The 22,689-nt window shown below is 37.8% G+C and carries 19 protein-coding genes; 4 read left to right on the top strand and 15 right to left on the bottom strand.

Going from position 1 to position 22,689, the window contains the following annotated elements; translation table 11 throughout:
* Window positions 1–231: 231 nt before the first annotated feature.
* From H6G73_RS18840 to H6G73_RS18910, 15 genes are all read right to left on the bottom strand, one after another.
* Entirely contained in the window at window positions 232–1,704 is a 1,473-nt protein-coding gene (locus H6G73_RS18840; RefSeq protein WP_190607278.1) for a TldD/PmbA family protein, read from the bottom strand.
* A 237-nt stretch (window positions 1,705–1,941) separates the two neighbouring features.
* Window positions 1,942–2,796, bottom strand: a complete 855-nt coding sequence (locus H6G73_RS18845) for a glycosyltransferase (RefSeq protein ID WP_190607280.1) — start codon at window positions 2,794–2,796, stop codon at window positions 1,942–1,944.
* Window positions 2,793–3,869, bottom strand: a complete 1,077-nt coding sequence (locus tag H6G73_RS18850; protein ID WP_190607281.1) for a glucose-1-phosphate thymidylyltransferase — start codon at window positions 3,867–3,869, stop codon at window positions 2,793–2,795. Before H6G73_RS18850 ends, H6G73_RS18845 begins: the two co-directional genes overlap by 4 nt.
* Window positions 3,866–4,759 carry a dTDP-4-dehydrorhamnose reductase gene (gene rfbD / locus H6G73_RS18855; RefSeq protein WP_190607283.1) on the bottom strand — a complete coding sequence of 298 codons (894 nt, stop codon included), beginning with the start codon at window positions 4,757–4,759 and terminating at the stop codon, window positions 3,866–3,868. The genes H6G73_RS18850 and rfbD overlap by 4 nt, the downstream gene beginning before the upstream one ends.
* Complete coding sequence (rfbC, locus tag H6G73_RS18860) at window positions 4,752–5,297, bottom strand: dTDP-4-dehydrorhamnose 3,5-epimerase (protein ID WP_190607285.1); 546 nt, start codon at window positions 5,295–5,297, stop codon at window positions 4,752–4,754. The genes rfbD and rfbC overlap by 8 nt, the downstream gene beginning before the upstream one ends.
* 94 nt (window positions 5,298–5,391) lie before the next feature.
* Entirely contained in the window at window positions 5,392–6,306 is a 915-nt protein-coding gene (locus tag H6G73_RS18865; RefSeq protein ID WP_190607287.1) for a glycosyltransferase family 2 protein, read from the bottom strand.
* A 340-nt stretch (window positions 6,307–6,646) separates the two neighbouring features.
* Window positions 6,647–7,978 carry a glycosyltransferase family 4 protein gene (locus tag H6G73_RS18870; RefSeq protein WP_199317771.1) on the bottom strand — a complete coding sequence of 444 codons (1,332 nt, stop codon included), beginning with the start codon at window positions 7,976–7,978 and terminating at the stop codon, window positions 6,647–6,649.
* A 10-nt stretch (window positions 7,979–7,988) separates the two neighbouring features.
* The gene (locus tag H6G73_RS18875; protein ID WP_190607289.1) at window positions 7,989–9,077 is read right to left on the bottom strand and encodes a glycosyltransferase family protein; all 1,089 of its coding nucleotides are present in this window, start codon (window positions 9,075–9,077) and stop codon (window positions 7,989–7,991) included.
* Window positions 9,078–9,148: 71 nt separating this feature from the next.
* Window positions 9,149–10,312 carry a glycosyltransferase family 2 protein gene (locus tag H6G73_RS18880; protein WP_190607290.1) on the bottom strand — a complete coding sequence of 388 codons (1,164 nt, stop codon included), beginning with the start codon at window positions 10,310–10,312 and terminating at the stop codon, window positions 9,149–9,151.
* Window positions 10,313–11,413 (bottom strand): DegT/DnrJ/EryC1/StrS family aminotransferase, encoded by a 1,101-nt coding sequence (locus H6G73_RS18885; protein WP_190607292.1) that lies wholly within the window; start codon window positions 11,411–11,413, stop codon window positions 10,313–10,315.
* The gene (locus tag H6G73_RS18890; RefSeq protein ID WP_190607294.1) at window positions 11,410–11,823 is read right to left on the bottom strand and encodes a sugar 3,4-ketoisomerase; all 414 of its coding nucleotides are present in this window, start codon (window positions 11,821–11,823) and stop codon (window positions 11,410–11,412) included. The genes H6G73_RS18885 and H6G73_RS18890 overlap by 4 nt, the downstream gene beginning before the upstream one ends.
* A 40-nt stretch (window positions 11,824–11,863) precedes the next feature.
* Window positions 11,864–13,108, bottom strand: a complete 1,245-nt coding sequence (locus H6G73_RS18895) for an acyltransferase family protein (protein ID WP_244997471.1) — start codon at window positions 13,106–13,108, stop codon at window positions 11,864–11,866.
* A gap of 128 nt (window positions 13,109–13,236) precedes the next feature.
* A complete protein-coding gene (locus H6G73_RS24895; RefSeq protein ID WP_190607296.1) occupies window positions 13,237–13,968 on the bottom strand; it encodes a DapH/DapD/GlmU-related protein in 732 nt (243 codons plus the stop codon).
* 32 nt (window positions 13,969–14,000) lie between these two features.
* Window positions 14,001–15,359, bottom strand: coding sequence for an ABC transporter ATP-binding protein (locus H6G73_RS18905; protein WP_190607298.1), 1,359 nt, complete (start codon window positions 15,357–15,359; stop codon window positions 14,001–14,003).
* 76 nt (window positions 15,360–15,435) lie between these two features.
* Window positions 15,436–16,272, bottom strand: coding sequence for an ABC transporter permease (locus H6G73_RS18910; protein ID WP_247719043.1), 837 nt, complete (start codon window positions 16,270–16,272; stop codon window positions 15,436–15,438).
* 377 nt (window positions 16,273–16,649) lie between these two features.
* Here H6G73_RS18910 and petP point away from each other — a divergent pair, with 377 nt between their 5' ends.
* The 4 genes from petP (at window position 16,650) to secA (ending at window position 22,651) form a co-directional block, all read left to right on the top strand.
* Window positions 16,650–16,841, top strand: a complete 192-nt coding sequence (petP, locus tag H6G73_RS18915; RefSeq protein WP_190607299.1) for a cytochrome b6f subunit PetP — start codon at window positions 16,650–16,652, stop codon at window positions 16,839–16,841.
* Window positions 16,842–16,933: 92 nt separating this feature from the next.
* Window positions 16,934–18,031, top strand: coding sequence for a Get3/ArsA fold putative tail anchor-mediating ATPase NosAFP (locus H6G73_RS18920; protein WP_190607301.1), 1,098 nt, complete (start codon window positions 16,934–16,936; stop codon window positions 18,029–18,031).
* A gap of 209 nt (window positions 18,032–18,240) precedes the next feature.
* Window positions 18,241–19,266, top strand: coding sequence for a chlorophyll synthase ChlG (chlG, locus tag H6G73_RS18925; RefSeq protein ID WP_190607302.1), 1,026 nt, complete (start codon window positions 18,241–18,243; stop codon window positions 19,264–19,266).
* 595 nt (window positions 19,267–19,861) lie between these two features.
* The gene (gene secA, locus H6G73_RS18930) at window positions 19,862–22,651 is read left to right on the top strand and encodes a preprotein translocase subunit SecA (RefSeq protein ID WP_190607304.1); all 2,790 of its coding nucleotides are present in this window, start codon (window positions 19,862–19,864) and stop codon (window positions 22,649–22,651) included.
* Window positions 22,652–22,689: the final 38 nt, after the last annotated feature.

Below are 22,689 nucleotides of genomic sequence, written 5' to 3' on the forward strand. Positions count from 1 at the left end.
CTACCTATCTCTGAAAAGACGAGGTGAAAAACTCATTTATAGCAATGGACAGAGCGGTTAGGACATTAACTAAGAATAAAACTTAGACAGCAAAAGGCTTTTAGCACTGTCACCTGTCACCTGTTACCTGTCACCTGCTATACCAAATCACAGTAAGATGGAACAAAATATCAAACAATGTGTTTTTATGTTGGGTTTCCTTACGTCAACCCAACCTACACAGTAAAATTCCTAGCGTCCACCAACGGTAATGGAATCGACTTTGATGTGGGGTTGTCCAACGGTGGTGTAAATGCTGCCACTCACGGAACCACAAAAACCAGGTGCTAGGGATAAATCTTGAGAACACATGGAAATTTTATTCATAATTTCCTTAGCCTCACCAATGAGAATTGCCCCTTTTAATGGTTTAGTGATTTTGCCATTTTCGATTAAATAAGCTTCATCGACACTGAAGTTGAATTGACCAGTAGCACCAACGCTACCACCACCCATTTTCTTACAGTAAATTCCTTTATCAATGGAACCAAATAAATCATCTAGACTGTATTCACCAGGAGCAATATAAGTATTTCGCATCCGACTAGCAGCAGCAAAAGTATAATTTTGGCGACGGCCACTGCCTGTCCTGGGATGTCCTGTCCTGACAGAACCTGCCCTGTCTGCTAAAAAGTTTTTGAGAACGCCTTTTTCTATTAATAATGTTCTTTGTGCCGGCATCCCTTCGTCATCCATATCAATTGTGCCGAAGGCGTTATCTGCCCTACCTTCATCCCAAGCGGTTAAACTTTCATGGGCAATTTTTTCACCTTTTTTATCGGCAAAGGGTGTGGTATTGCGTTCGATTTGAGTAGTTTCTAATAGGTGTCCACAGGCTTCATGGAAAATTACCCCGCCGAAGTGGTTGGCCATAATAATTGGGTAAGTTCCTGATTCCACATAATCGGCATACAACATTTTACCTGCGGATTCGGCAATGTGTTCTGCATCTTGTTGATAGTCCCAGGTTCTCAGAAAATTGGGGTCGCTAGTATTACCTGCACGTTCACCAATGGAGGTACGGTTAGCACCATCAGCACAGAGGAGATTAAAGCCTACGGACTGGGTGAGACGTATGTCACGGGCAAATGTACCATCACTAGCGGCTACTAATACCTCTTGCCAGTCACGGAAGTAGGAAGCGCGACGGGACTGTACATGGGTAGCTTTTTTATTAAGTTGAGCCGTACCATCAAGGAGAATTTCACCCATTTCGCGGATGGAACTGCACAGGTTTAACCACCCGTCTTTACCGCGCTTGGTGGCGTAGTCTCTGAGTAATTCTAAGTTAATTTCGGGAATAAAAGCATTGGGAGCAGGTAGTTGTAGTCCCATGATAGACAGCCCTTTTTCTAAGGCTGCTTTTAACCCAGAAAAGGTGAGGTCATTGGTGCTGACGTAGCAGTCGGCTTTGCCACGAAATACTCTCACTCCTGCGCCTGTGGCTAGACTGGGGGATATGCTGGTTATTGTGTCTTCTTCTGCTAGGCAACTGATGTAGTTACGACGTTCTAAATAAAATTCGACAAAATCTGCACCAGCAGCACGTCCCAGCCCCAACAGGGTTGCTAGGGGCGCTTCCCACGTGTCGTCGAAGCGTTCTGCTGTGGAAGAATATTGTAGGCTGGGGAGTTGATTTGAGAGAAGTAAGGTACTTGTAAGCATGAATAGCCTCTTCTGCTGCCGTTATCAGAGATTTGACTGAAAAATCCTGGTGTGATCAGTCTAACAAATCCATGAAAGCGGTTGTTGGCATTTAGGCAGTAGTGGTTTCCGATCCCAGAATGCTGCAACTTGGTCAAATTACATCAATGAGATTTGATTCTCAGGTCTTCAAAGTAGATAAAAATCTCATGCAAAGCCGGGAATAATCAACAGTAAATGGGAATGTCGAGTATAAGTTTACGATTTTATTATGTGGTGCTGAAAATAATTGTATATGCCCTGAAATTTTCCCTTTGCTACTAATGGTTGGATGGGTATTAAAAATAGACCATAGCAGATGAGGCGAGTTAGTCTGAATATTTGTACTGTTAAATTTGTGTATCTAGATAATGTTAAGAGGTAGCTGTAGGTACTATGTTGAGTTTTGAGCAGAATATTTTTATTAGTAATTGAAGAGGGTTGGTGAATGACACTAATTTTTTTAGTGATGGCGATAATGTGTCCTTGTTGAGAGTAGCGTCTACAAAAATCGAAGTCTTCGTAATAAAGGAAGTAGGAACTGTCGAAAACAGGAATTTGTGAAAATTTAGCGAAATTAATTATTAAGCTACAACCAGAAACCCATTCACAAGCAACATAATCTTTATCCTCGTTACTTGTGAATACATTTTTCTGTGAAATTGACCCAGTTAGCTGACTAAAAGTACCACCAGCAAACCAAGTCTGTGCTGTAAGTGTATAAATAATTGTGCCAAGAATGGAAATTTCTGGATGCCTGTCAAAAAAAGTTTTTAATTGTTTTAGACTATTGTCTGGTAGATAAGCATCTGGGTTAATAATCCAAACAATTGCTTGTTTATTTTGATTGAAAATCCATTTTAAACCTAAATTGCAGCCACTACCAAAGCCAATATTTTTTTCTGCGTCAATAATCAAAGTAGAGGAATTTTCTAGCTGATAAATTGATTGATCATCAGGTGAGTTGTTAATAATTACAATTTTATATTCAATCTCGTTGTCCAGAGGAAAAGAATTAATTAATTTGGCTACCAGTTGAGTCGAGTAATAGTTAACTGTTAAAAAATAAATCATGTCAGTTCGATTTGACAATCATCACCAATTAAGAAGCGTAAGGCTTTGGGCCGACGGGGTGCAACGGTTAATTGAGCGCGATAACCAATGACGCTATCAATAATTCGGTCATGAATACCGATGATTTTCGCTCCTTCTAGCACGACACTATGTTCTAAATCTGTATCTATAAGTGTGGTGTTATTAGCAATGCTGCTGTAGGGGCCAATAAAGCAATTTTCTAAATGACAGCCACTACCAATGACTACTGGCCCCCGAATTGTACAGTTAATAATTTGGGAATTAGCACCAATTTGGACTCTACCAATAATCTGACTATTGGTATCTACATCACCGACAATAGATTTGGTTAAATAGGTATCAAGAATTAATCTATTAGCTTCGAGTAAATCGTCTTTTTTTCCTGTGTCTAACCACCATCCATCTAAATTACAAGCCACAACTTGTTTTTGCCAATCAATTAAAGATTGTATGGCATCGGTGATTTCTAATTCTCCTCTGGCTGAGGGTTGGATGGCAGCGATCGCATCATGGATAATGGGGGAGAAGAAATAAACCCCAACTAATGCCAGATTTGAGGGTGGTTCTTTGGGTTTCTCTATCAGTTGTAATACTCTGCCTGTATCATCTACCTTAGCTACACCAAAGGCGCTAGGGTTAGACACCTGACGCAACAAAATTAACGCATCTGGCTGTTGTTGGTTAAATTCTTGGAGAAAATAACTTAAATCTCCTTGTTGAATCAAGTTATCACCCAAATACATCAAAAATGGCGAATCACCTAAAAAAGGAAGGGCAACCTTGACCGCATGGGCTAGTCCAGCTGGTTGTTCCTGTAAAATGTAGGTAATATTGGCGTTGAAGCGATCGCCATTTCCTGTTTTATTCCGTACTTCTGCTCCAGTTTCTGGGCTAATAATTATACCAATATCTTTAATTCCCGCTGCCACCATTTCCTCAATCCCATACCACAAAATTGGCTTATTGGCAACAGGTACAAGTTGTTTGGCACCCGTATAGGTGAGGGGGCGTAAGCGTGTGCCTTTTCCACCAGATAAAATCAGTGCTTTCATATGAGTCCACAATTAGGCAGCCATTCTTGCAGCATCAGCCTTAGCCTTTGTCGCCAATGGGGAGGATAAGTACCGATCACTGCTGATATTTTCCCACAAGCTAAGACAGAATAGGCAGGACGATGGGCTGGTAGGGGATATTCGGGGGTGGTGATGGGAACTATGCGGTTGACCTGGAGGGGAAAACCCATTTGTTGAGCTTCTTCAAAAATAGCGATCGCTAAATCATACCAACTAGCAACTCCACTATTAGTGTAGTGATAAATACCAGTTATGTCAGGGTTAAATTGAGGGATAATCTGGGCAATGACAGTAGCGATATCTCGTGCCCAGGTAGGACTACCAATTTGATCCTCAACTACCCGCAATTCTGGTCGTTCCCTACCTAATCGCAACACAGTTTTCACAAAATTGCTTTTGCCGAAACCGCCATAAACCCAAGCAGTACGCAAGATGATGTAATCTTGGCAAGTTTGTTGAATGGCTATTTCTCCTCCTAATTTGCTTTGACCATAGACACTTAAAGGGTGAGTTTGGTGAGCTTCTAAATAGGGGCTACTTGCTTGACCATCAAAAACATAATCTGTAGAAATATGAATTAAACAAGCACCCAGTTTCTGGGTTTCTTCCGCCATAATTTGGGGTGCAGTCGTATTAATAGCTGTAGCTAGTTCAGGTTCACTTTCCGCTTTGTCTACTGCTGTGTAAGCAGCAGCGTTAATGGTTATTTGGGGTTGGGCTTCCCTAATGATGTGACGTATAGTTTCTGGTTGGGCTAAATCTATGGTTGGACGTGCAACTGTGATAACTTTGTTTTCACCAAGGAGAGTTTTTTGTAGCTCTTGACCGACTTGACCATTGCCACCAATTAGTAATACTGTTTTACTCATACACTTCGGCATCTTTCAATAATCTACCGTTACTATCTTTCGCTGATAATATTGGTGGTTGTTGGAGTGGCCAATCTATAGCTAAATCGGGGTCATTCCATAGAATAGTGCGATCGCCCCCCGGTGAGTAGTAATCTGTAGTTTTGTAAATAACTTCCGCTACTTCTGACAGCACGAGAAAACCATGAGCAAAACCTGGTGGTATCCACAATTGGCGTTTGTTCTCTGCACTCAATTCATAGCCTACCCATTTACCAAAAGTAGAAGAGCTTTTGCGGATATCCACAGCTACATCAAAGATTTTGCCCACAACTACACGGACAAGTTTACCTTGAGGTTGAGTAATTTGGTAGTGCAAACCGCGTAAAACATTGTATGCAGATTGAGAATGATTATCTTGAACAAAGTCATAGTGTAAACTAGTTTTGTCTGTAAATATTTTTTGGTTGAATGATTCCAGAAAAAAACCTCGTGCATCTTCAAACACTTGTGGTTCTATCAATAAAACCTGAGGGATATCAGTAGACAGTATTTTCATAGAGGTTTAAGCATAAAAATTCTTTTTATTGCATTTTACTAAAAAATTAATATTTTTATCTTAATTCATAATTCTTAATTGTTTATCGAAACAATTACCAGTTTTGACTGATATTGCCTATCAAACCATAATACGTACCTAATAAACAAGCCCATATCTTTCGTGTTTTTTCTTCTTCATACAAGAAAATTAGAAAAATTTTTACTACCATATATTTTATCCTCTTAATTAAGCTAGTAAAGCGATAGTAGCCCTGAGAAAAACGAGTTTCTAAATAAGTGTGGTTACGACATATATAGTAATAGCGCAAAGCTGAATACTTTTGTATATAGCGATATTGATTGATAAATTTTACTTGAATTGGTTCACCAAAATGATGGTACATAATAGCCTGAGTAATAATCAAATTGTGAAACCCTTTCTGCCTTAGCCTTAAACCATAATCTAGGTCAATACCATCAATAAATAATTGAATACAAGGAGGAGAAATAGTTTTAGCAGCAGCCAAGGAAATAAGAGAACCTGATGTAATCGGTGCATCGCATTCATAGAAGTCAACATTGTTATTATGTTTAATTCCTTGAAAATGATCATTAGTAAAAATAGTGGCTTCTACTACTTGAGCAGTTCTCTTATCAGCAACACTAGGTGCAATTATGCCAATTTTATAATCATTGTTTTGAGATAGCTTAGAATAATTCTTTAGCAATATTTCTAGACAATTTTCAGTAGGAATACTATCTTGATCAAATGTCCATAGAAAATCATATTTTTGCTCTATAGACCAGTCCAATGCTTTTCCTAAACCTTCTGCAATTCCAATATTATGGGGATAATGATGGATTAATAATAAATTGTCTTTACTATAAAGTTGTAATGGCTGCTCAGAATTGTCTATTATATATATAGATGTAACCTGAATAGATTGAGACTCAATAGCTTGAATACAGCGATTAGAAGATTCTTGATCTTGATAACAGGTTATATAAGCTGCTATTTTTGACTGCATAGCTTTTTTAAAATCTTGTGAATTTCATATCAAAATATTTTTAGTCTATTGGCCAATTTTACAGAATCACATTATTTATTATCTACCTAATGACAATGCGAAAAATAAAACCAAATTAAGCCGAAACTGGCTTGATTAAATTATCAAATTTGAGGTTAGATAGTCACCAATTAATCATATATGCAAGGGTGGGCAAAGAGTTAGAAATAAATTGTTTTTTTAAATCCTTATTAATCTATCTATAGCTATTGCTAACATATTTGCTATGTATTAATTAATACATGCACTTGACAAATTGGTTAATAGTATAGATATTCCAATGTAATTTGCCCGTTTTATTTCATTCTTTAGATAAACCGAATTTTGTCTTGATTTTAAACCATAATTTTCGCAGTTTCCAAAATTTGCTACTTTCCATTGCTGAAATTTGAGATGCTAATGCTAATACATTTTCCTTCAGTGCATTGACATCATTAGTTTGCTGTAAGTCTATATTTAAATAGTCATTATTAGGTATTTTAAACAAGGTCTGATAAAAACTTTCAGCAATATTGCCATTAGTATAATTTTCTCTATCCTTTTGATTGATTAATTTTTGAAAAAATAATTCTAATTTGTCAATTGATTTTTCCCATCTAATTGACTCGGCTGTAGCTATTCCATTTTTCTGCAATTTTAGATATAAAGACTGGTCAGATATTAACCTTTGTAATGCTGACCTAGCTAAATTAATATCTCCATTAGGAACGACTAAAGCATTATATTCATTTTCAATATATTCATCATATCCAGTCACATCACTCACCACACATACCCCACCACAAGCCATCATCTCTAATGGGGGTCCAAATACACCTTCTACACTACTCAGTTTTAGCAAAATATCACAACTGGAGTATATATATTTCATTGTATCAAAATCTACTTTGTAGAAAAATTTATCTATTTGCCAGTCAGGAGATGGTTTACCATCATTCGACACACACCACACTTCACAGTTTAAGCCTTGACAAGCTTCTAGAGATTCTTTAATCCTTTTAAAAGGAGAAGATATAGAACCTTCTACTAAAATTCTCAATTTATCTTTTGGTTTTGGTTCTATTGGTTCCACCTGATAAACTATCTTTTCATCTAATCCATTGGGAATGTATTCAGCAGTATGTCCAAAGTTTTCTTGTAACCATTGAACAATCCATTTTGCCTCAGTCATATGATGAAATTTACATAAATATGTCAGAAGCACTTGAGTTTTAGTTCTTTCATCAGCATAAAAACGAGTTTCATCTGACTGGACAAAATACAGTTTATATTTAGCGGGTAACTTTAAAACTGTAAATGCTGTAGCCCAAAAAGTCGCAACACAAATATCTACTGAATTGGGAAAATCTTTGAGATGAAAAACCTTAGATGAAAATCCCGGAAACCAAGCAAAAGAATCAACGCTAGCTGGAATATTATCATTTAGCAAACAAATTGATACATCATATCCTCTAGCAGCAAGCCGAGTAATATGCTGAAGAACTACTATATGCCCCCCACAAACAAGGTTAGAAGATAAAACATAGACTATTTTCATAGTTTTTAAAAAATTAAAATAATTGGTATTTACAATCAATAATACTATTTTTTGATTTTTTAATATAGTTGAACTAACAACTACAAATAATCTCATCACAAATATTTTATTTAAACATCGTCTTTTTGAGACTCAATACCATTTTTCTAGCCTGCCAAAATTTACTACTTTCCATCCATCTCACCTTGTTTCGCATTTGTTGTAGATTTTCTTTTAAAACTTCTACGTCATTAATATTTTGTTTATTTTCCAGTTCATTGAGCATGACTTCTAGATTTAATTTAAACTTTGGATTACAAGAAAACTTTTGATACGCTTCATTTTGAAGATTTTCTATAAAGTTTGCAAACACTTGGCGAGAATTTAAGTATTTATGAACTTTATTCATACCATTCAAAGCAATTAATTCTCTTTCAGCTTCATGTTCTAAATAATATTTAGACTTTTCTAAAAGCTCTCCTGGCTCCGAAACAGTTACAAAATCTTTTCCCGGAATAAAATATGGATTATCACCAATATCTTCACTAATAACCATCCCACCTGTTGCCATCAACATTTGAACTCTTGGCTCCCAAGAAATTTCTTGTTCAGCATGAATATTCAACAATATCTTACTTTGATTCATATATGTAACTAAATCTTGACCATATATCCCATGGCAGATATGCAGAAATTCATAATAATGTTTAAGGGAGCTAAAAAATCTTTCCCGATGGTATGTTGAGCGTCCAATGAAAAAGAAATCCCAGCGCTTCGGTAAATTATTTTTTCTATAAATACTTGTTGCAACGGGTAGACCAAAAGCGCCACTTAAATTGATACCATCATCTTTCATAAAGGAAACTGAATGTTTATCATAATGAAAAACATAGTCAAATTGTTTATGAGTAATTAAATTTCTAAAATTTTCATATCTTTGTAGAGAATCAAATGAATAATTAATTTCATTATTAATAATTTTAGGAAAAATTTCGCTAGAAATGTTAACCTTAATTCCTTTCAGTCTCTCAAGAGTAGAATTTGGGAAATACTCTCCGCGGAAAAATATATTTACATCAGCATTAAATTCTTCCAAATCAGAAAATTTATTTTTGGTAAAATTAAAATTAAATTCCTTTACTTCTGCTAAATCATCTATGTCATTTTCATATATAAAACGAAAATATTCTGGTTGTGATATAAAAGCTATTTTCATAGTAGTTAATTCTTGAATTTTAATTATCGATTAATACTAGAATATCTATTCATTAAAAACAGAGGTTGGATTTAAAATGAGGGCTTAGTTTTTTGAAATAAGTCTTTACATCTCGTCCAGGCCTTCTTCATTTTCCAAAATTTACTACTTTCCATTGCTTGTATTTGATTTTGTAAATCCCCTAACTCGTCTTTAACTTCTTGTAAATTTGCATAAATATGCTGGTTTTCCCTTTCCAGATTCTGTAACAATAGACTATTAGTAAAGTCAATTTCTTTAGTCAAACTATATAATTGTGGTAAACCGAAGTCATATACTTTATTGGCAACCTCTAATGCTTGGGTATCTTGAAGTAGGGTAAACAGTTTTTCACATCCAATAATTTTAATTAAATTCCAAGAATGATTTAAATACATAAAAGCCTTTTCTAATTCATATTCTAATCCATCTTGAAAATCAAATTTTTTCAATTTTTGCGAAAAAGATTTCTTGAATAAATTATATGGCATATCATCAAATATGCTTCGATAGATTTGGTATATTTCAAAATCTCGCCTTACATCGTTGACAAAGCTACTCAAATTATTATTATTGTTTCTAATTCTGTATTTCACTAATTTATCGGAAATAATTAGGAAATCATATTTTTTTATCAGCTTAATCCAAATATCAAAATCTTGTGCTTGAATTGAACATGGATTGAATAGACCGACATCCAACAAATAATCTCTTTTTACAAAAGACGTAATAGCATTTAGACAATTACCTCGAAAAAAGAAATTATTAATAATATCGCTGCGCTGTTGATTATCTGTTAAAAACCAATTTTCTATTTTTTCATCATGAATAATTGTACTATCATCATCTATGACTTCAAATCCAGAAAATATAATTTGGTATTGATGAGAACTTACATACTGAAACTGCTGATCTAATCTATTAAAATTGCAAACATCATCTCCTGAAAAAAAAGCAATGTATTTTCCTTGGGATGCAAGTATAGCTCTGTTGACAGCAGCACTTGTACCTTGATTTTCTTGATAAATATAAGTAATTCTTTTATTGTTAAAGCTTTTAATAATCTCGTCAGTTCTATCTGTAGAGCCATCATTAACAATGATCAACTCAAAGTTTGTAAAAGATTGATTTAAAACACTATTTATCGCCTCAGCGATGTATTTTTCATGGTTATAAGTTGTCATGACAACGCTTACTAGAGGCGAATTTTCATCCATTTAAAAATCCTCCAATAAGATGTTGATGACTTCAGAAACCTGTTGATGAGTAAGATGGGGACTGATAGGTATACTGAGAATTTCTCGACTTAATTTTTCGCTTAACGGAAAACTACCAGGTTGCCATGTACTTGCAGCATACGCATCTGATAAATGAGGAGGAATTGGATAATGGATAAGTGTGCCCACACCTGCTTGTCTCAAATGTTGTTCTAAACTATCTCTCCTGGGGTGACGGATGACAAATAAATGCCATACTGGCTCGGCCCAGTGAGGTACAAAAGGCAAGGTTAGATTAGCAGTTTTCTTCAGGTTTTTCAAGTATGTTTCCGCTAATAGCGTGCGACGACTATTCCATTCATCTAGTTTAGTTAGCTTTACTCTCAAAAAGGCTGCCTGAAGTTCATCCAGTCGGCTATTAAACCCTTGAATTTCATTCTCATATTTAACACGGGAACCGTAGTTTCGCAGTAAACGCGCTTTATCTGCTAACTCTGCATCATTGGTTGTGATAGCCCCACCATCACCTATTGCACCTAAATTTTTAGTAGGGTAAAAGCTAAAACCTGCGGCATCTCCCAAGTTACCTGTACATCTACCTTTATATTTAGCCCCGTGAGCTTGGGCTGCATCTTCTATTACTTTGAGATTATATTGTTTAGCAATTTTATTGATAGCATCCATGTCTGCTGGCTGTCCATAGAGATGGACAGCTAATATAGCTTTGGTATGTTCTGTAATTACAGACTCTATCAGCAATGGATTAATGTTGTAGGTTGTTTCATCTGGTTCTACAGGAACTGGTGTTGCTCCGGTATAGGAAACAGCTAGCCAGGTAGCAATGTAAGTATTAGCTGGGACAATAACTTCATCACCCACACCAATATCCATTGCCCTGAGAATTAGATGTAGAGCATCCAAGCCATTACCTACACCGACACAGTATTTAGTGTCACAATAAGCAGCAAATTCTGCTTCAAATGCCTCTAGTTCCCGCCCAAGTATATACCAACCACTTGCCATTACTCGTTGGTAGGCAGCATCTAATTCTTCTTTCAACTCAAGATAGGGAGTTTTTAAATCTAGGAATGGCACATTCATTGCTGCTCACTCCGTACAGATGTTAAAAATTCTTGGTATTCTCTATAATAATCATTTTCATTATAAAAAGCAGAAGCTAATACCATGCAGACTGAACCAGAGGAGAAATTATCAATTTCTCTCCAAATCATGGGACAAATATATAATCCATAATAAGAGCGATTTAGATGAAATTTTTTTTGTTGGTAGCCGTCATCTAAAACAACATCAAAGCTACCAGACATAGCAATTAAAAACTGTTGACAGGTTTTGAGAGCGTGACCCGCACGGCTAGCCCCACCTGGTACATCATATAGATAAAATACCCTTTGAATATTAAAAGGGACATGTTTATCAGTTTCTATAAATGTCAAGTTACCTCGTGGGTCATTAATTTTAGGTAATTCTATAATTTGACAATTATTGAGCATTTATTTTCTAAACCTGCCAGATATAATTTATTAAAATATACTATTTATTCGCATTTACTGTATACATTTTCCGCTTTCCAAAAGGAACTTCAATTATGTAATAAGTAACTGTAGCTAATAAAATCGAAATAATCAAAGTGGCATTTAGTTTAGCATAAAACGCTTCTATTGGCACTTGCGTGGTGAATATAGGACTAATCTTCTGAAATACAGGTATATGCCAAAGATATACACCATAGGATACATTTCCAAAAAAATCTATGCTTTTGAAGGGATTTTTCAAAATCCCTGCTAGCGATAAATTTCCATTATTGTTATGATAGTGATAAACATCATATTCAAAAACAAATATAAAGAACGATGTTATTAATGCTGTTAATGGTTGCCAAATAAAGAAACTGGTAGCGGTTCTGATACCTGTGCCATCTCGGTTAGGCAATAAAAAAAGTTCTTGATGATATAAATGATAGGCAGTAACTAAATATAGTATTATCAACAAAAAAATAGATATTACTTTCAATTTTGTTTGATGATAGCTAACGAGTTTATTAAAATACAATAGGTGTTTTTCTTGTGAAATAATCAAGCTATTCACTAGAAAGCCCAATAAAAAGCAATCAAGGTTAGTTATTAAGGGAGTATACCAATATCGATAGGCATATTGCATATCCAAGTTTATTTGATTTCTGAATCCAACCCAAACGATATATCGAGCTATAAAGATTAAAATAATTATAACAATAGCAGTGATAAGAATATTTTTTGTGTGCTTTAAAACTGGCGATAGACATGTATAAATAAAAGGAACCAGCAAATAAAATTGTAGCTCTGTGGATAAAGACCACATAGCACCATTCCAATTTATAGGCAATGAATTATTATATGTAAATGTAATTATTCTCAATAAATAACCCCAATTTTCTATTTTCAGAATATCTGAATAAACAAATACAGATAAAATTAATACAGCAAAATAATATAGAGGAAAAATTCTTAAGATACGATTACGCCAAAAGTTGATAACTCCAGGAACATTAATCGTATAACGTTGGGTATAGAAGACCTTACCCATTAAATAACCAGAAAGACAAAAGAAAATCCATACACCTATACCTCCATGACTAAAAATCAACCAACTCAGATCATATTGTTTGTAAATGATTCCGTTTCTGGGAGGATTGCAATGGGAAATAACTACTATTAAACAAGCAAAGCTGCGTAAAGCTAATAGTGCATCTACACGATTAGATGGTTCAGTTTTTTTTTCAATTTCTAAATTTTTCACAATTACTCTTTTGATGTTGATAAATTAAGAAGCTAATTGTCATTTAAGTTCAGCTATTTTCTTGATTTTGACAGAGTTTTTCAATGGTCGATTTAAGTACGATTTAAAATTACTTAATTAAAATCTATTCAACCTATATCACCAACTGTTTTAATAACTCTTGCGGGATTACCAGCAACCATTTTTTCAGCAGGTACATCTTTACTAACAACTGATGCAGCTGCAACTACTGCACCTTCACCAATATATACTCCTGGTAGAATATTAGCTCCGGCACCAATTGCTACTCGATGACTAATTTTCGGGCCTTGTACACGTTCTTCGTCATATCCTAATTTACCAATGGCACGGTCATTAGTAGTGGCAACTAACACACTTATAAAGACATCATCACCGATTTCACAATTACCAGTAATATGGGTCATATCCATAATTTTTGTGCGCTGACCAATAGAAGTATTATAATTGACAGTTACACATCTACTTAGTAGACAAAATTCCCCAATTTTTACCTTTTCTCTAATAGAAGCATTATCACCGATTAATGTATTTTTGCCAATTTCTACATCGTAATAAATGATGCTATTTGGACCGATTGAACAGTTTTTATCTATGAATACTTTTTTTTCAAAATCTAGTTTTCTTTGGGTAGTTCCTGCTCCTTTTGGCTCTTTGCCGATATAGGCTCCGGGAAATATTTCTACACCGTCTCCAATGATAACTCCTGGTTCAATGGTGACATGGGGATGGATAATTACATGATTGCCTAATTGAACATTTTTGCCAATTACAGCGTAATCTTTTATTTCTACGTTGTCACCAATATCGCTAGTGTTTATTACTGCATTTTTACTAATCATAATTATTAATTATTGATGTTTGATCGTAAGCATTATCCATGAATTTTTGCAAAATCAAGTGTTACAGGTGCATAAGTTTTTGACCAAAATTTATCTAAAGGATTTTCTGGAGGGTTAACTTTGAATACCACAGCATTATCTACTAAATCTAAATAAATATGTTGTTGGTTAGGTGTAACTGGTAACTCTACGCCAAAAGCGATGGTATAAATGCCGTCATTTAAAGTATTTTTCGTTTTGGCTTCTACTACATAGATATCTCCTGCATTTACAGAAGGTATTTCTAGGTTTTCAGTAGTAGTTGTAGTGCCTATTAGCTCAATTCCTTTTAAATCTTTGATTAAATAACCGAAACAAAATGTAGCAAAACTCTTTTCAAATAAAATAGCTGCTTGAATGAAAAAATCTTGTTTGTATTCAATATGATTGGCAATTTTATGAGCGTGATTAAGGATTTTTATGTCTAATATTTTTGCTCCTCCATCACCATAACGGTAAGCACCTTCAGCAAATTCTGTTTCTCTATCAATGTTGACTACTATGGAAATAGTAGGTAGAGCTTTTTGAATTTTTTTCGTAGTGTCTAAGAAATTATCTGTTGGTGGATAGTCGCTGTTGGTAGTTTGTGCAATTTGTTTGTTTAATTCTTGATTTGTTTCATGACGAATAGTGCTCACATAAGTTTCTGTGACTTGGGAAGCTTTACCAATACTTTTGATTTCACCTTGCTCTAAAAAAGTACATCTTTGGCAAAGGCTTTTAACCGAACCAATATCATGACTGACAAACAAAACTGTCACTCCATTATCCATCATTTCTCGCATTCGAGCCATACATTTTGCCTGGAAGAACATATCTCCAACGGCCAAGGCTTCATCGACAATTAATATTTCCGGATCAACATGAATAGCTGAAGCAAATGCTAATCTTACATACATTCCACTGGAATAAGTCTTGACGGATTGATCAATAAAATCGCCTATATCCGCAAAGGCTGCAACTTTATCAAATCGCTCATCAATTTCCTGGGGAGAAAGTCCCATGATTGCCCCATTCATATATACATTTTCTCTACCTGTGAATTCTGGATTAAATCCAGCACCTAACTCTAATAAAGCTGCGACACGTCCATTGACTTGAACTTCTCCACTGGTGGGAGTTAGAGTTTTACAAATTATTTGTAAAAGTGTGGATTTACCAGCACCATTACGGCCAATAATGCCCATGGTTTCTCCTTTGATGATCTCAAAGGAGATGTTTCGCAAAGCCCAAAATTCTTGACCATAATTTTTATGAGGTAGTAATATTTCTTTGAGGCGATCTACAGGACGATTATATCGTTTAAAGCACTTTGATACATTATTCAAAGAAATAGCAATTTTCTCTCCCATAATCGTGTGATCATTCCTCGATACTCATAAATTTTATGTAATCAATGAAAATTACTCATATGTAAATTACAGAACCTCACAATACATCAGCAAAGGCAGGTCTTAAACGCTGATATAAAGAAAAGCCAAGATAAAAGATTACGGAAGATACTATAAAAGTAAATCCCCATTCCTGCCAATGCTGAACCTTACCGACTATGACTAAATCTCGGTAGACTTCAACTATTGATGTCATGGGATTGAACCAGAAGACTAAGTTGCGCCATTTTTCAGGAATGGCTGAAGTGGGATACATAATTGGTGTTAAATACATCCAAATATTTAAAATTACTCCTAAGCTTTGGGGAATATCACGCAGAAAAACTGTTAATCCGGCTGTTAAGTAGCCTAACCCAGATGTTAATAATAACTGCGTAAGCCAGATTAATGGCAATAGGGCTAATGTGGGATGTATGGTATGGGAGGTGAGTGCTACAAAAAAAATTAGCGCCATTAACCCAAAAGAACTTTCTATTAGCGTCGATAGAATTGGTACTAAGGGCAATAAAGCTAAGGGAAAAACTACTTTTTTGACTAAATTGGGTTGTCCGATCACTGAATTAGATGATTGCATTAAACCACCTGTAAAAGCAATCCAGGGAATTAAGCCAGCAAACAACCATAACCCAAAGGTAAAATTATTGTCTGGTAAAGTTTTGAGGGTTAGCTTAACTTTTAAGACAATGGAGAAGACATAGGTATAAATTAATAGTTGGGAAAGCTGATTAAGTAAAGGCCACAAGTTGCCGAGGACAGAACCTTTATACCGTGCTTCTAAATCTCGTCGCACCAGAGTTCTGAGTAAGTCATACTTGGCCCATACACTTTTATCTATGGGGAGTAAATTTTTTACTTGGTCAATAATACGGAAAATTCTGCCCAATTTGCCAATAATAACTACTTTTTTACTCACTAATTACACACCCATTTTCTCTGCATCAAACTTAGTGTTTATGAACATGGTTGTTGGCTGGTAATAATAATCAATGAATTACTAACAAAGCTTTGGTTCAATGATTGCGCTGATTATACAGTAAGATAACCTGGTTGTCCCATGTATTTGCTGGCTAGTTTAGATGAACTACTAAACTACAATATCTGATGGAAGAATCAATCTGATGATGCAAATCAAGTTAGGTTCTGTGGGGTATGTTCAATTTTTCCCAAATTTACTGCACCATGAATCTGTGATAGATCAGTGCCAGATTCGGCTAAACTGAATTTTGGATTTATTGAATATTGTGACTTGACATGGAAATTGGACAAAAGGTTAAGGTTTATCGCTTGCGCGATCGCGTATCTGCCTCTATCTCCCAAAAATTAGGCAAAGTAGGCATCATTGAAGGCTACAAAGTAACCGACGGTAACGGTGTTGGTGTAGTAGTCAAGTTTGACGATAACACTTCTACCTGGTTTTTTGAAGATGAGATTAAACCAGCATAGTAGATAAAACTCACGAATAGCAGAGGCTGAGACCCTTTGTTGAATGCTAAGTTGGAGTTGACAAGACCGGCGGTAAAAATAGGAATCAAGTAATGGCCTTGATACTGACATTTTTAGGCAAAAGCGGCATTGCTCGCAGCAAAATAGCGATCGCTACAGCCAAGCTATTGGCAAAACAAGGCAAGCGTGTACTCCTAGCAGGACTTGCAGAGCCAACATTGCCAATGTTAATAGGGACATCTATCACCCCCGACCCCCAGGAAATAGAACCCAATTTGCAAGCAGTACAGTTCCAAGCATCTGTATTACTAGAGCGGAACTGGGAAGAACTGAAAAAACTTGAGGCGCAATACCTCCGCACCCCTATCTTTAAAGAAGTATATGGACAAGAACTGGTAGTATTACCAGGCATGGACAGCGCCCTCGCTTTGAATGCCATCCGCGAATACGATGCCAGCGGCAACTATGACGTGATTATTTATGATGGCACAGGCGACTCTTTCACCCTGCGGATGTTGGGAATGCCAGAATCCCTCAGCTGGTATGTGCGGCGTTTCCGCCAACTGTTTGCCAATTCTGATTTAGGAAAGACCATCACAGAATCCCCCTTAGTACAACCGCTAATTAGCAGCCTGTTTAATGTCAACTGGACTGCTGATAACTTTGCTCAACCCACGAACCAAGTTAATAATTTTCTCGACAAAGGAAAAGCAGCCCTAGCAGATCCTCAGCGTGTTGCCGCCTTTTTAGTAACCACCCCAGACCCCATAGATACAGCAAATGCTCGTTATCTCTGGGGTAGTGCCCAACAAATTGGTCTAACCGTTGGGGGTGTAATTCTCCTTACGGCTGATCAACAAACCCTGTCAGAGGACTTCACACCCTTACCTGTGAGTGTAGTCCCTGAGGTAGCCACAGGAGATTGGTCATCTATGCTTGATGCCCTTCCTAACTTTACTGAACAGGCGGCTAAAGCTCCCAAACCCATAGAAATTGATATTCACAATCACCAAGTCCGCCTCTTTTTGCCAGGTTTTGACAAAAAACAAGTCAAACTTACCCAATACGGGCCAGAGGTGACTGTAGAGGCTGGAGACCAACGGCGTAATATCTTCCTACCCCCCGCCTTAAGTGGCAGACCTGTCACCGGTGCTAAGTTCCAGAATGGTTATTTGATAATTTCTTTTTAACCACTTCCCCCAAATTTCCCTTTCTCTTGGGGTGGGGTCGTCCATGCAACGCTTGAGAGGTGGATAACAGATAAATTTCCACCCGCTACTTCCAGATATCTGACCAATCACTCATCACCTGGCAAAATACCCACCCCAAAATATTTATTGACATGTCTGTTATGCAAACTAGATGTGGTTTAGCTTACCCATGACCTACGAATAAATTTATGTCTGAATCAACTCCCATCAACCAAAATCCTCAATCTACTGAGGCTGTGGAATCTCCAACTTCAGAAGCTGCTGACCGCACCGCTAAAACTAGACAACTACTAGGGATGAAAGGTGCAGCACCAGGGGAAACTTCCATCTGGAAAATTCGCTTGCAATTGATGAAGCCCATTACCTGGATACCTCTGATTTGGGGTGTGGTCTGTGGTGCGGCTTCTTCTGGTAACTACACCTGGAGTCTAGAAAATGTCCTCAAGGCAGCAGCTTGTATGTTGTTGTCTGGCCCATTGCTGACCGGCTATACCCAAACCCTGAATGATTTCTATGACAGGGAAATTGACGCGATTAACGAACCTTACCGTCCTATTCCTTCTGGGGCAATTTCTGTACCCCAGGTTGTCACACAAATCGTATTTTTATTGCTAGCTGGCATTGGTTTGGCATTTGTTTTAGATTTGTGGGCAGGACATGAGTTTCCCAATATCACCGTTTTGGCAATTTTTGGTACTTTTATTGCCTATATCTACTCTGCACCACCATTAAAACTCAAGCAAAATGGTTGGTTAGGCAACTATGCTTTAGGTGCTAGTTACATTGCTTTACCTTGGTGGGCTGGTCATGCTTTATTTGGCGAATTAAATTGGAAAATTATCGTCATTACCTTGGTTTACAGCTTGGCTGGATTGGGAATTGCCGTTGTTAACGACTTTAAGAGTGTGGAAGGCGATCGCCAACTGGGATTACAATCACTACCAGTTATGTTTGGCATCAACACTGCCGCTTGGATTTGTGTAGTGATGATTGATTTATTCCAAGGCTTAATAGCTGCTTATCTTGTGAGTATTCATGAGAATTTATATGCAGCAATTCTGGTGTTATTAATCCTGCCACAAATCACATTCCAAGATATGTATTTTCTCCGTGACCCCCTAGCTAATGATGTGAAATATCAAGCTAGTGCCCAACCATTCCTGGTATTAGGTATGTTGGTTGCTGGATTAGCATTAGGTCATGCTGGCATTTAACAAACTCGGAGGGCAGTAAGCAAGAGCAAACTGCTCTCTACATATAGCAGGGGACAGGGGACAGAAAGAGAGGGGGAGTAGAGGAGAGGAGGAGTAGAGGAGAGGAGGAGTAGAGGAGAGGGGGAGAAAAAAGAAGATATTCCTCCTTGTCCCCTTTGTCGTCCTTGTCTCCCTTGTTCTCCATTTCCTCCATGAGCAATTGCGTGGCCTTAGCCATAGGAGTAACAGGTGATAGGTGACAGTGCAGTAAAAACCTGTAAATCCAAGAAAGAGTGAGTATAAATTCTTCCAAAACCAGGGAATATCAGCAGGGACAGCCAGCAGGGCAAAAGTAGTGATAACCCTCCAGTTTGTATCGGGAAGCGATCGCTCCTCCATCACCCGCCAAAATGATACGATGAAGAAGTTTCAATATTAAGATATGAATGAAAACCAATCATTGATGAAAGTGATTGGTTTGTTTTCATTAGCTTTTTGAGTTAAATCTCATCTGTGACCCAATCACAACCACAACGGCTCGTTTGGGTTAAATGTTTATAATCATATAGCTAAACCTTTAATCCCCATCCCCCTTAATTTAGTTCCATAAACTGCCATGCTAAAACTTCTGTTGGGCGATCCCAACGCTCGTAAACTAAAAAAATACCAACCTTACATTACAGAAATTAACCTGTTAGAGGAAGAAATTAAGGCGCTCTCTGACGAAGCTTTAAAAGGTAAAACCGCCGAATTTAAACAACGCTTGGCCAAAGGTGAATCTCTGGATGATATTTTACCAGAGGCTTTTGCAGTTGTCCGAGAAGCAGGACGGCGAGTATTAGGTTTAAGGCATTTTGATGTTCAGCTACTAGGTGGGATTATTCTGCATTCTGGACAAATTGCAGAAATGAAAACCGGTGAAGGCAAAACCTTAGTAGCTACTTTACCAAGTTATCTCAATGCCCTAAGTGGTAAAGGTGTACACGTAGTCACCGTCAACGATTACCTGGCACGTCGGGACGCGGAATGGATGGGTCAGGTGCATCGCTTTTTGGGGTTAAGTGTGGGGCTAATTCAAGCCACCATGACCCCCAATGAACGGAAGAAAAACTATGACTGTGATATTACATATGTTACTAACAGTGAAGTAGGTTTTGATTACCTGCGGGACAATATGGCTACATCCATGGCAGATGTGGTACAGCGTCCGTTTAATTATTGTGTAATTGACGAAGTAGACTCAATTCTCGTTGATGAAGCCCGCACACCTTTAATTATTTCTGGTCAGGTAGAAAGACCCACAGAAAAGTATTTACAAGCCGCAGAAATTGCCTTCACCTTAAAAAAAGATGAACATTATGAGGTGGATGAAAAGGCACGAAATGTACTGTTAACTGATGAAGGATTTGCAGAAGCAGAAAATTTATTAGGAGTAACAGATTTATTTGACCCAGAAGACCCATGGGCGCATTTTGTCTTTAATGCTATTAAAGCCAAAGAATTATTCCTCAAGGATGTGAACTACATAGTCCGGAATGGGGAAGTGGTGATTGTTGATGAATTTACTGGCCGGGTGCTACCAGGACGACGGTGGAGTGATGGACTACACCAAGCCATTGAAGCGAAGGAAAGGGTAGAAATTCAGCCAGAAACCCAAACTTTGGCGACTATTACCTATCAAAACCTGTTCTTGCTTTATCCCAAGTTGGCAGGGATGACGGGAACAGCGAAGACAGAAGAAGCAGAATTTGAAAAGATTTATAAATTAGAAGTTACAATTATCCCCACCAACCGCACCAGAAAACGGCAAGATTTGTCGGATATGGTGTTTAAGACAGAACCTGGTAAATGGAGAGCGATCGCGCGAGAATGTGGAGAAATGCACGAACAAGGTAGACCCGTATTAGTGGGAACTACCAGTGTGGAAAAATCCGAACTTCTCAGCCGACTCCTCAAGGAAATGAACATTCCCCACGAGTTACTCAATGCTAGACCTGAGAACGTAGAACGGGAAGCGGAAATTGTCGCCCAAGCAGGACGCAGAGGGGCTGTCACCATCGCTACTAACATGGCAGGTCGAGGGACAGATATCATCCTGGGTGGTAACTCTGAATACATGGCGCGGTTGAAGTTGCGGGAATACTTTATGCCGCGTATCGTTCAGCCAGAAAATGAAGATGTATTTGGCGTACAACGGGCTGCTGGACTACCTGGTGGTCATGGTGGTGGTCAAGGCTTTGTTCCTGGTCGCAAGGTGAAAACTTGGCGGGCCTCTCCAGAAATCTTCCCCACCCAATTAACCCAAGCAGCAGAAAATCAGTTGAAACAAGCGGTAGAAGCTGCGGTGAAGGAGTATGGAGAACGCAGTCTACCAGAATTAGAAGCAGAAGATAAGATTGCGGTGGCTGTGGAAAAAGCACCCACAGACGACCCCATAATTCAACAGTTGCGGGATGCTTACAACCGGGTGAAACAGGAGTATGAGGAGTTCACCAGCCGCGAACATAATGAAGTGGTGGACTTGGGTGGTTTACATGTAATTGGTACAGAACGTCACGAGTCTCGCCGTATTGATAACCAGTTGCGTGGACGGGCAGGAAGACAAGGTGACCCGGGAACGACAAGATTTTTCCTCAGTTTAGAGGATAACCTATTGCGGATCTTTGGGGGCGATCGCGTTGCCGGTTTGATGAATGCTTTCCAAGTAGAAGAAGATATGCCCATTGAGTCGGGAATGTTAACCCGCAGCTTGGAAGGGGCACAGAAAAAGGTAGAAACCTATTACTACGACATCCGTAAGCAGGTGTTTGAGTATGACGAGGTAATGAATAACCAACGTCGTGCTATCTACGCTGAACGTCGTCGGGTATTAGAAGGTGAAGACTTGAAGGAACAGGTCATTACATACGCTGAAAAAACGATGGACGACATCGTTGATTATTACATCAACCCTGATTTACCTTCGGAAGAATGGGAATTAGAAAAGTTGGTAGATAAGGTCAAGGAATTTGTTTATCTCTTAGCTGATATGCAAGCTAGTCAGTTGGAGGATATGGGCGTACCAGAAATTAAGGCTTTCCTCCACGAACAAGCGCGTATCGCCTATGATATTAAAGAGGCGCAAATTGACCAAATTCAACCAGGTTTGATGCGTCAAGCGGAACGGTTCTTTATCCTCCAACGCATAGATACTTTGTGGCGAGAACATCTGCAACAAATGGATGCTTTGCGTGAGTCGGTTGGCTTGCGTGGTTATGGGCAAAAAGACCCGCTAATTGAGTATAAGAGTGAGGGTTATGAGTTGTTCTTGGATATGATGGTGAATATCCGTCGAGATGTGGTTTATTCGCTGTTTATGTTCCAGCCCCAGCCTCAGCCAACGGTGCAAACTTCGGAAATGGTATAAGAGATTTTTCTCACGCAGAGACGCAGAGGCGCAAGAGA

The sequence above is a fragment of the Richelia sinica FACHB-800 genome (genome assembly GCF_014698825.1).
Lineage (GTDB): Bacteria > Cyanobacteriota > Cyanobacteriia > Cyanobacteriales > Nostocaceae > FACHB-800.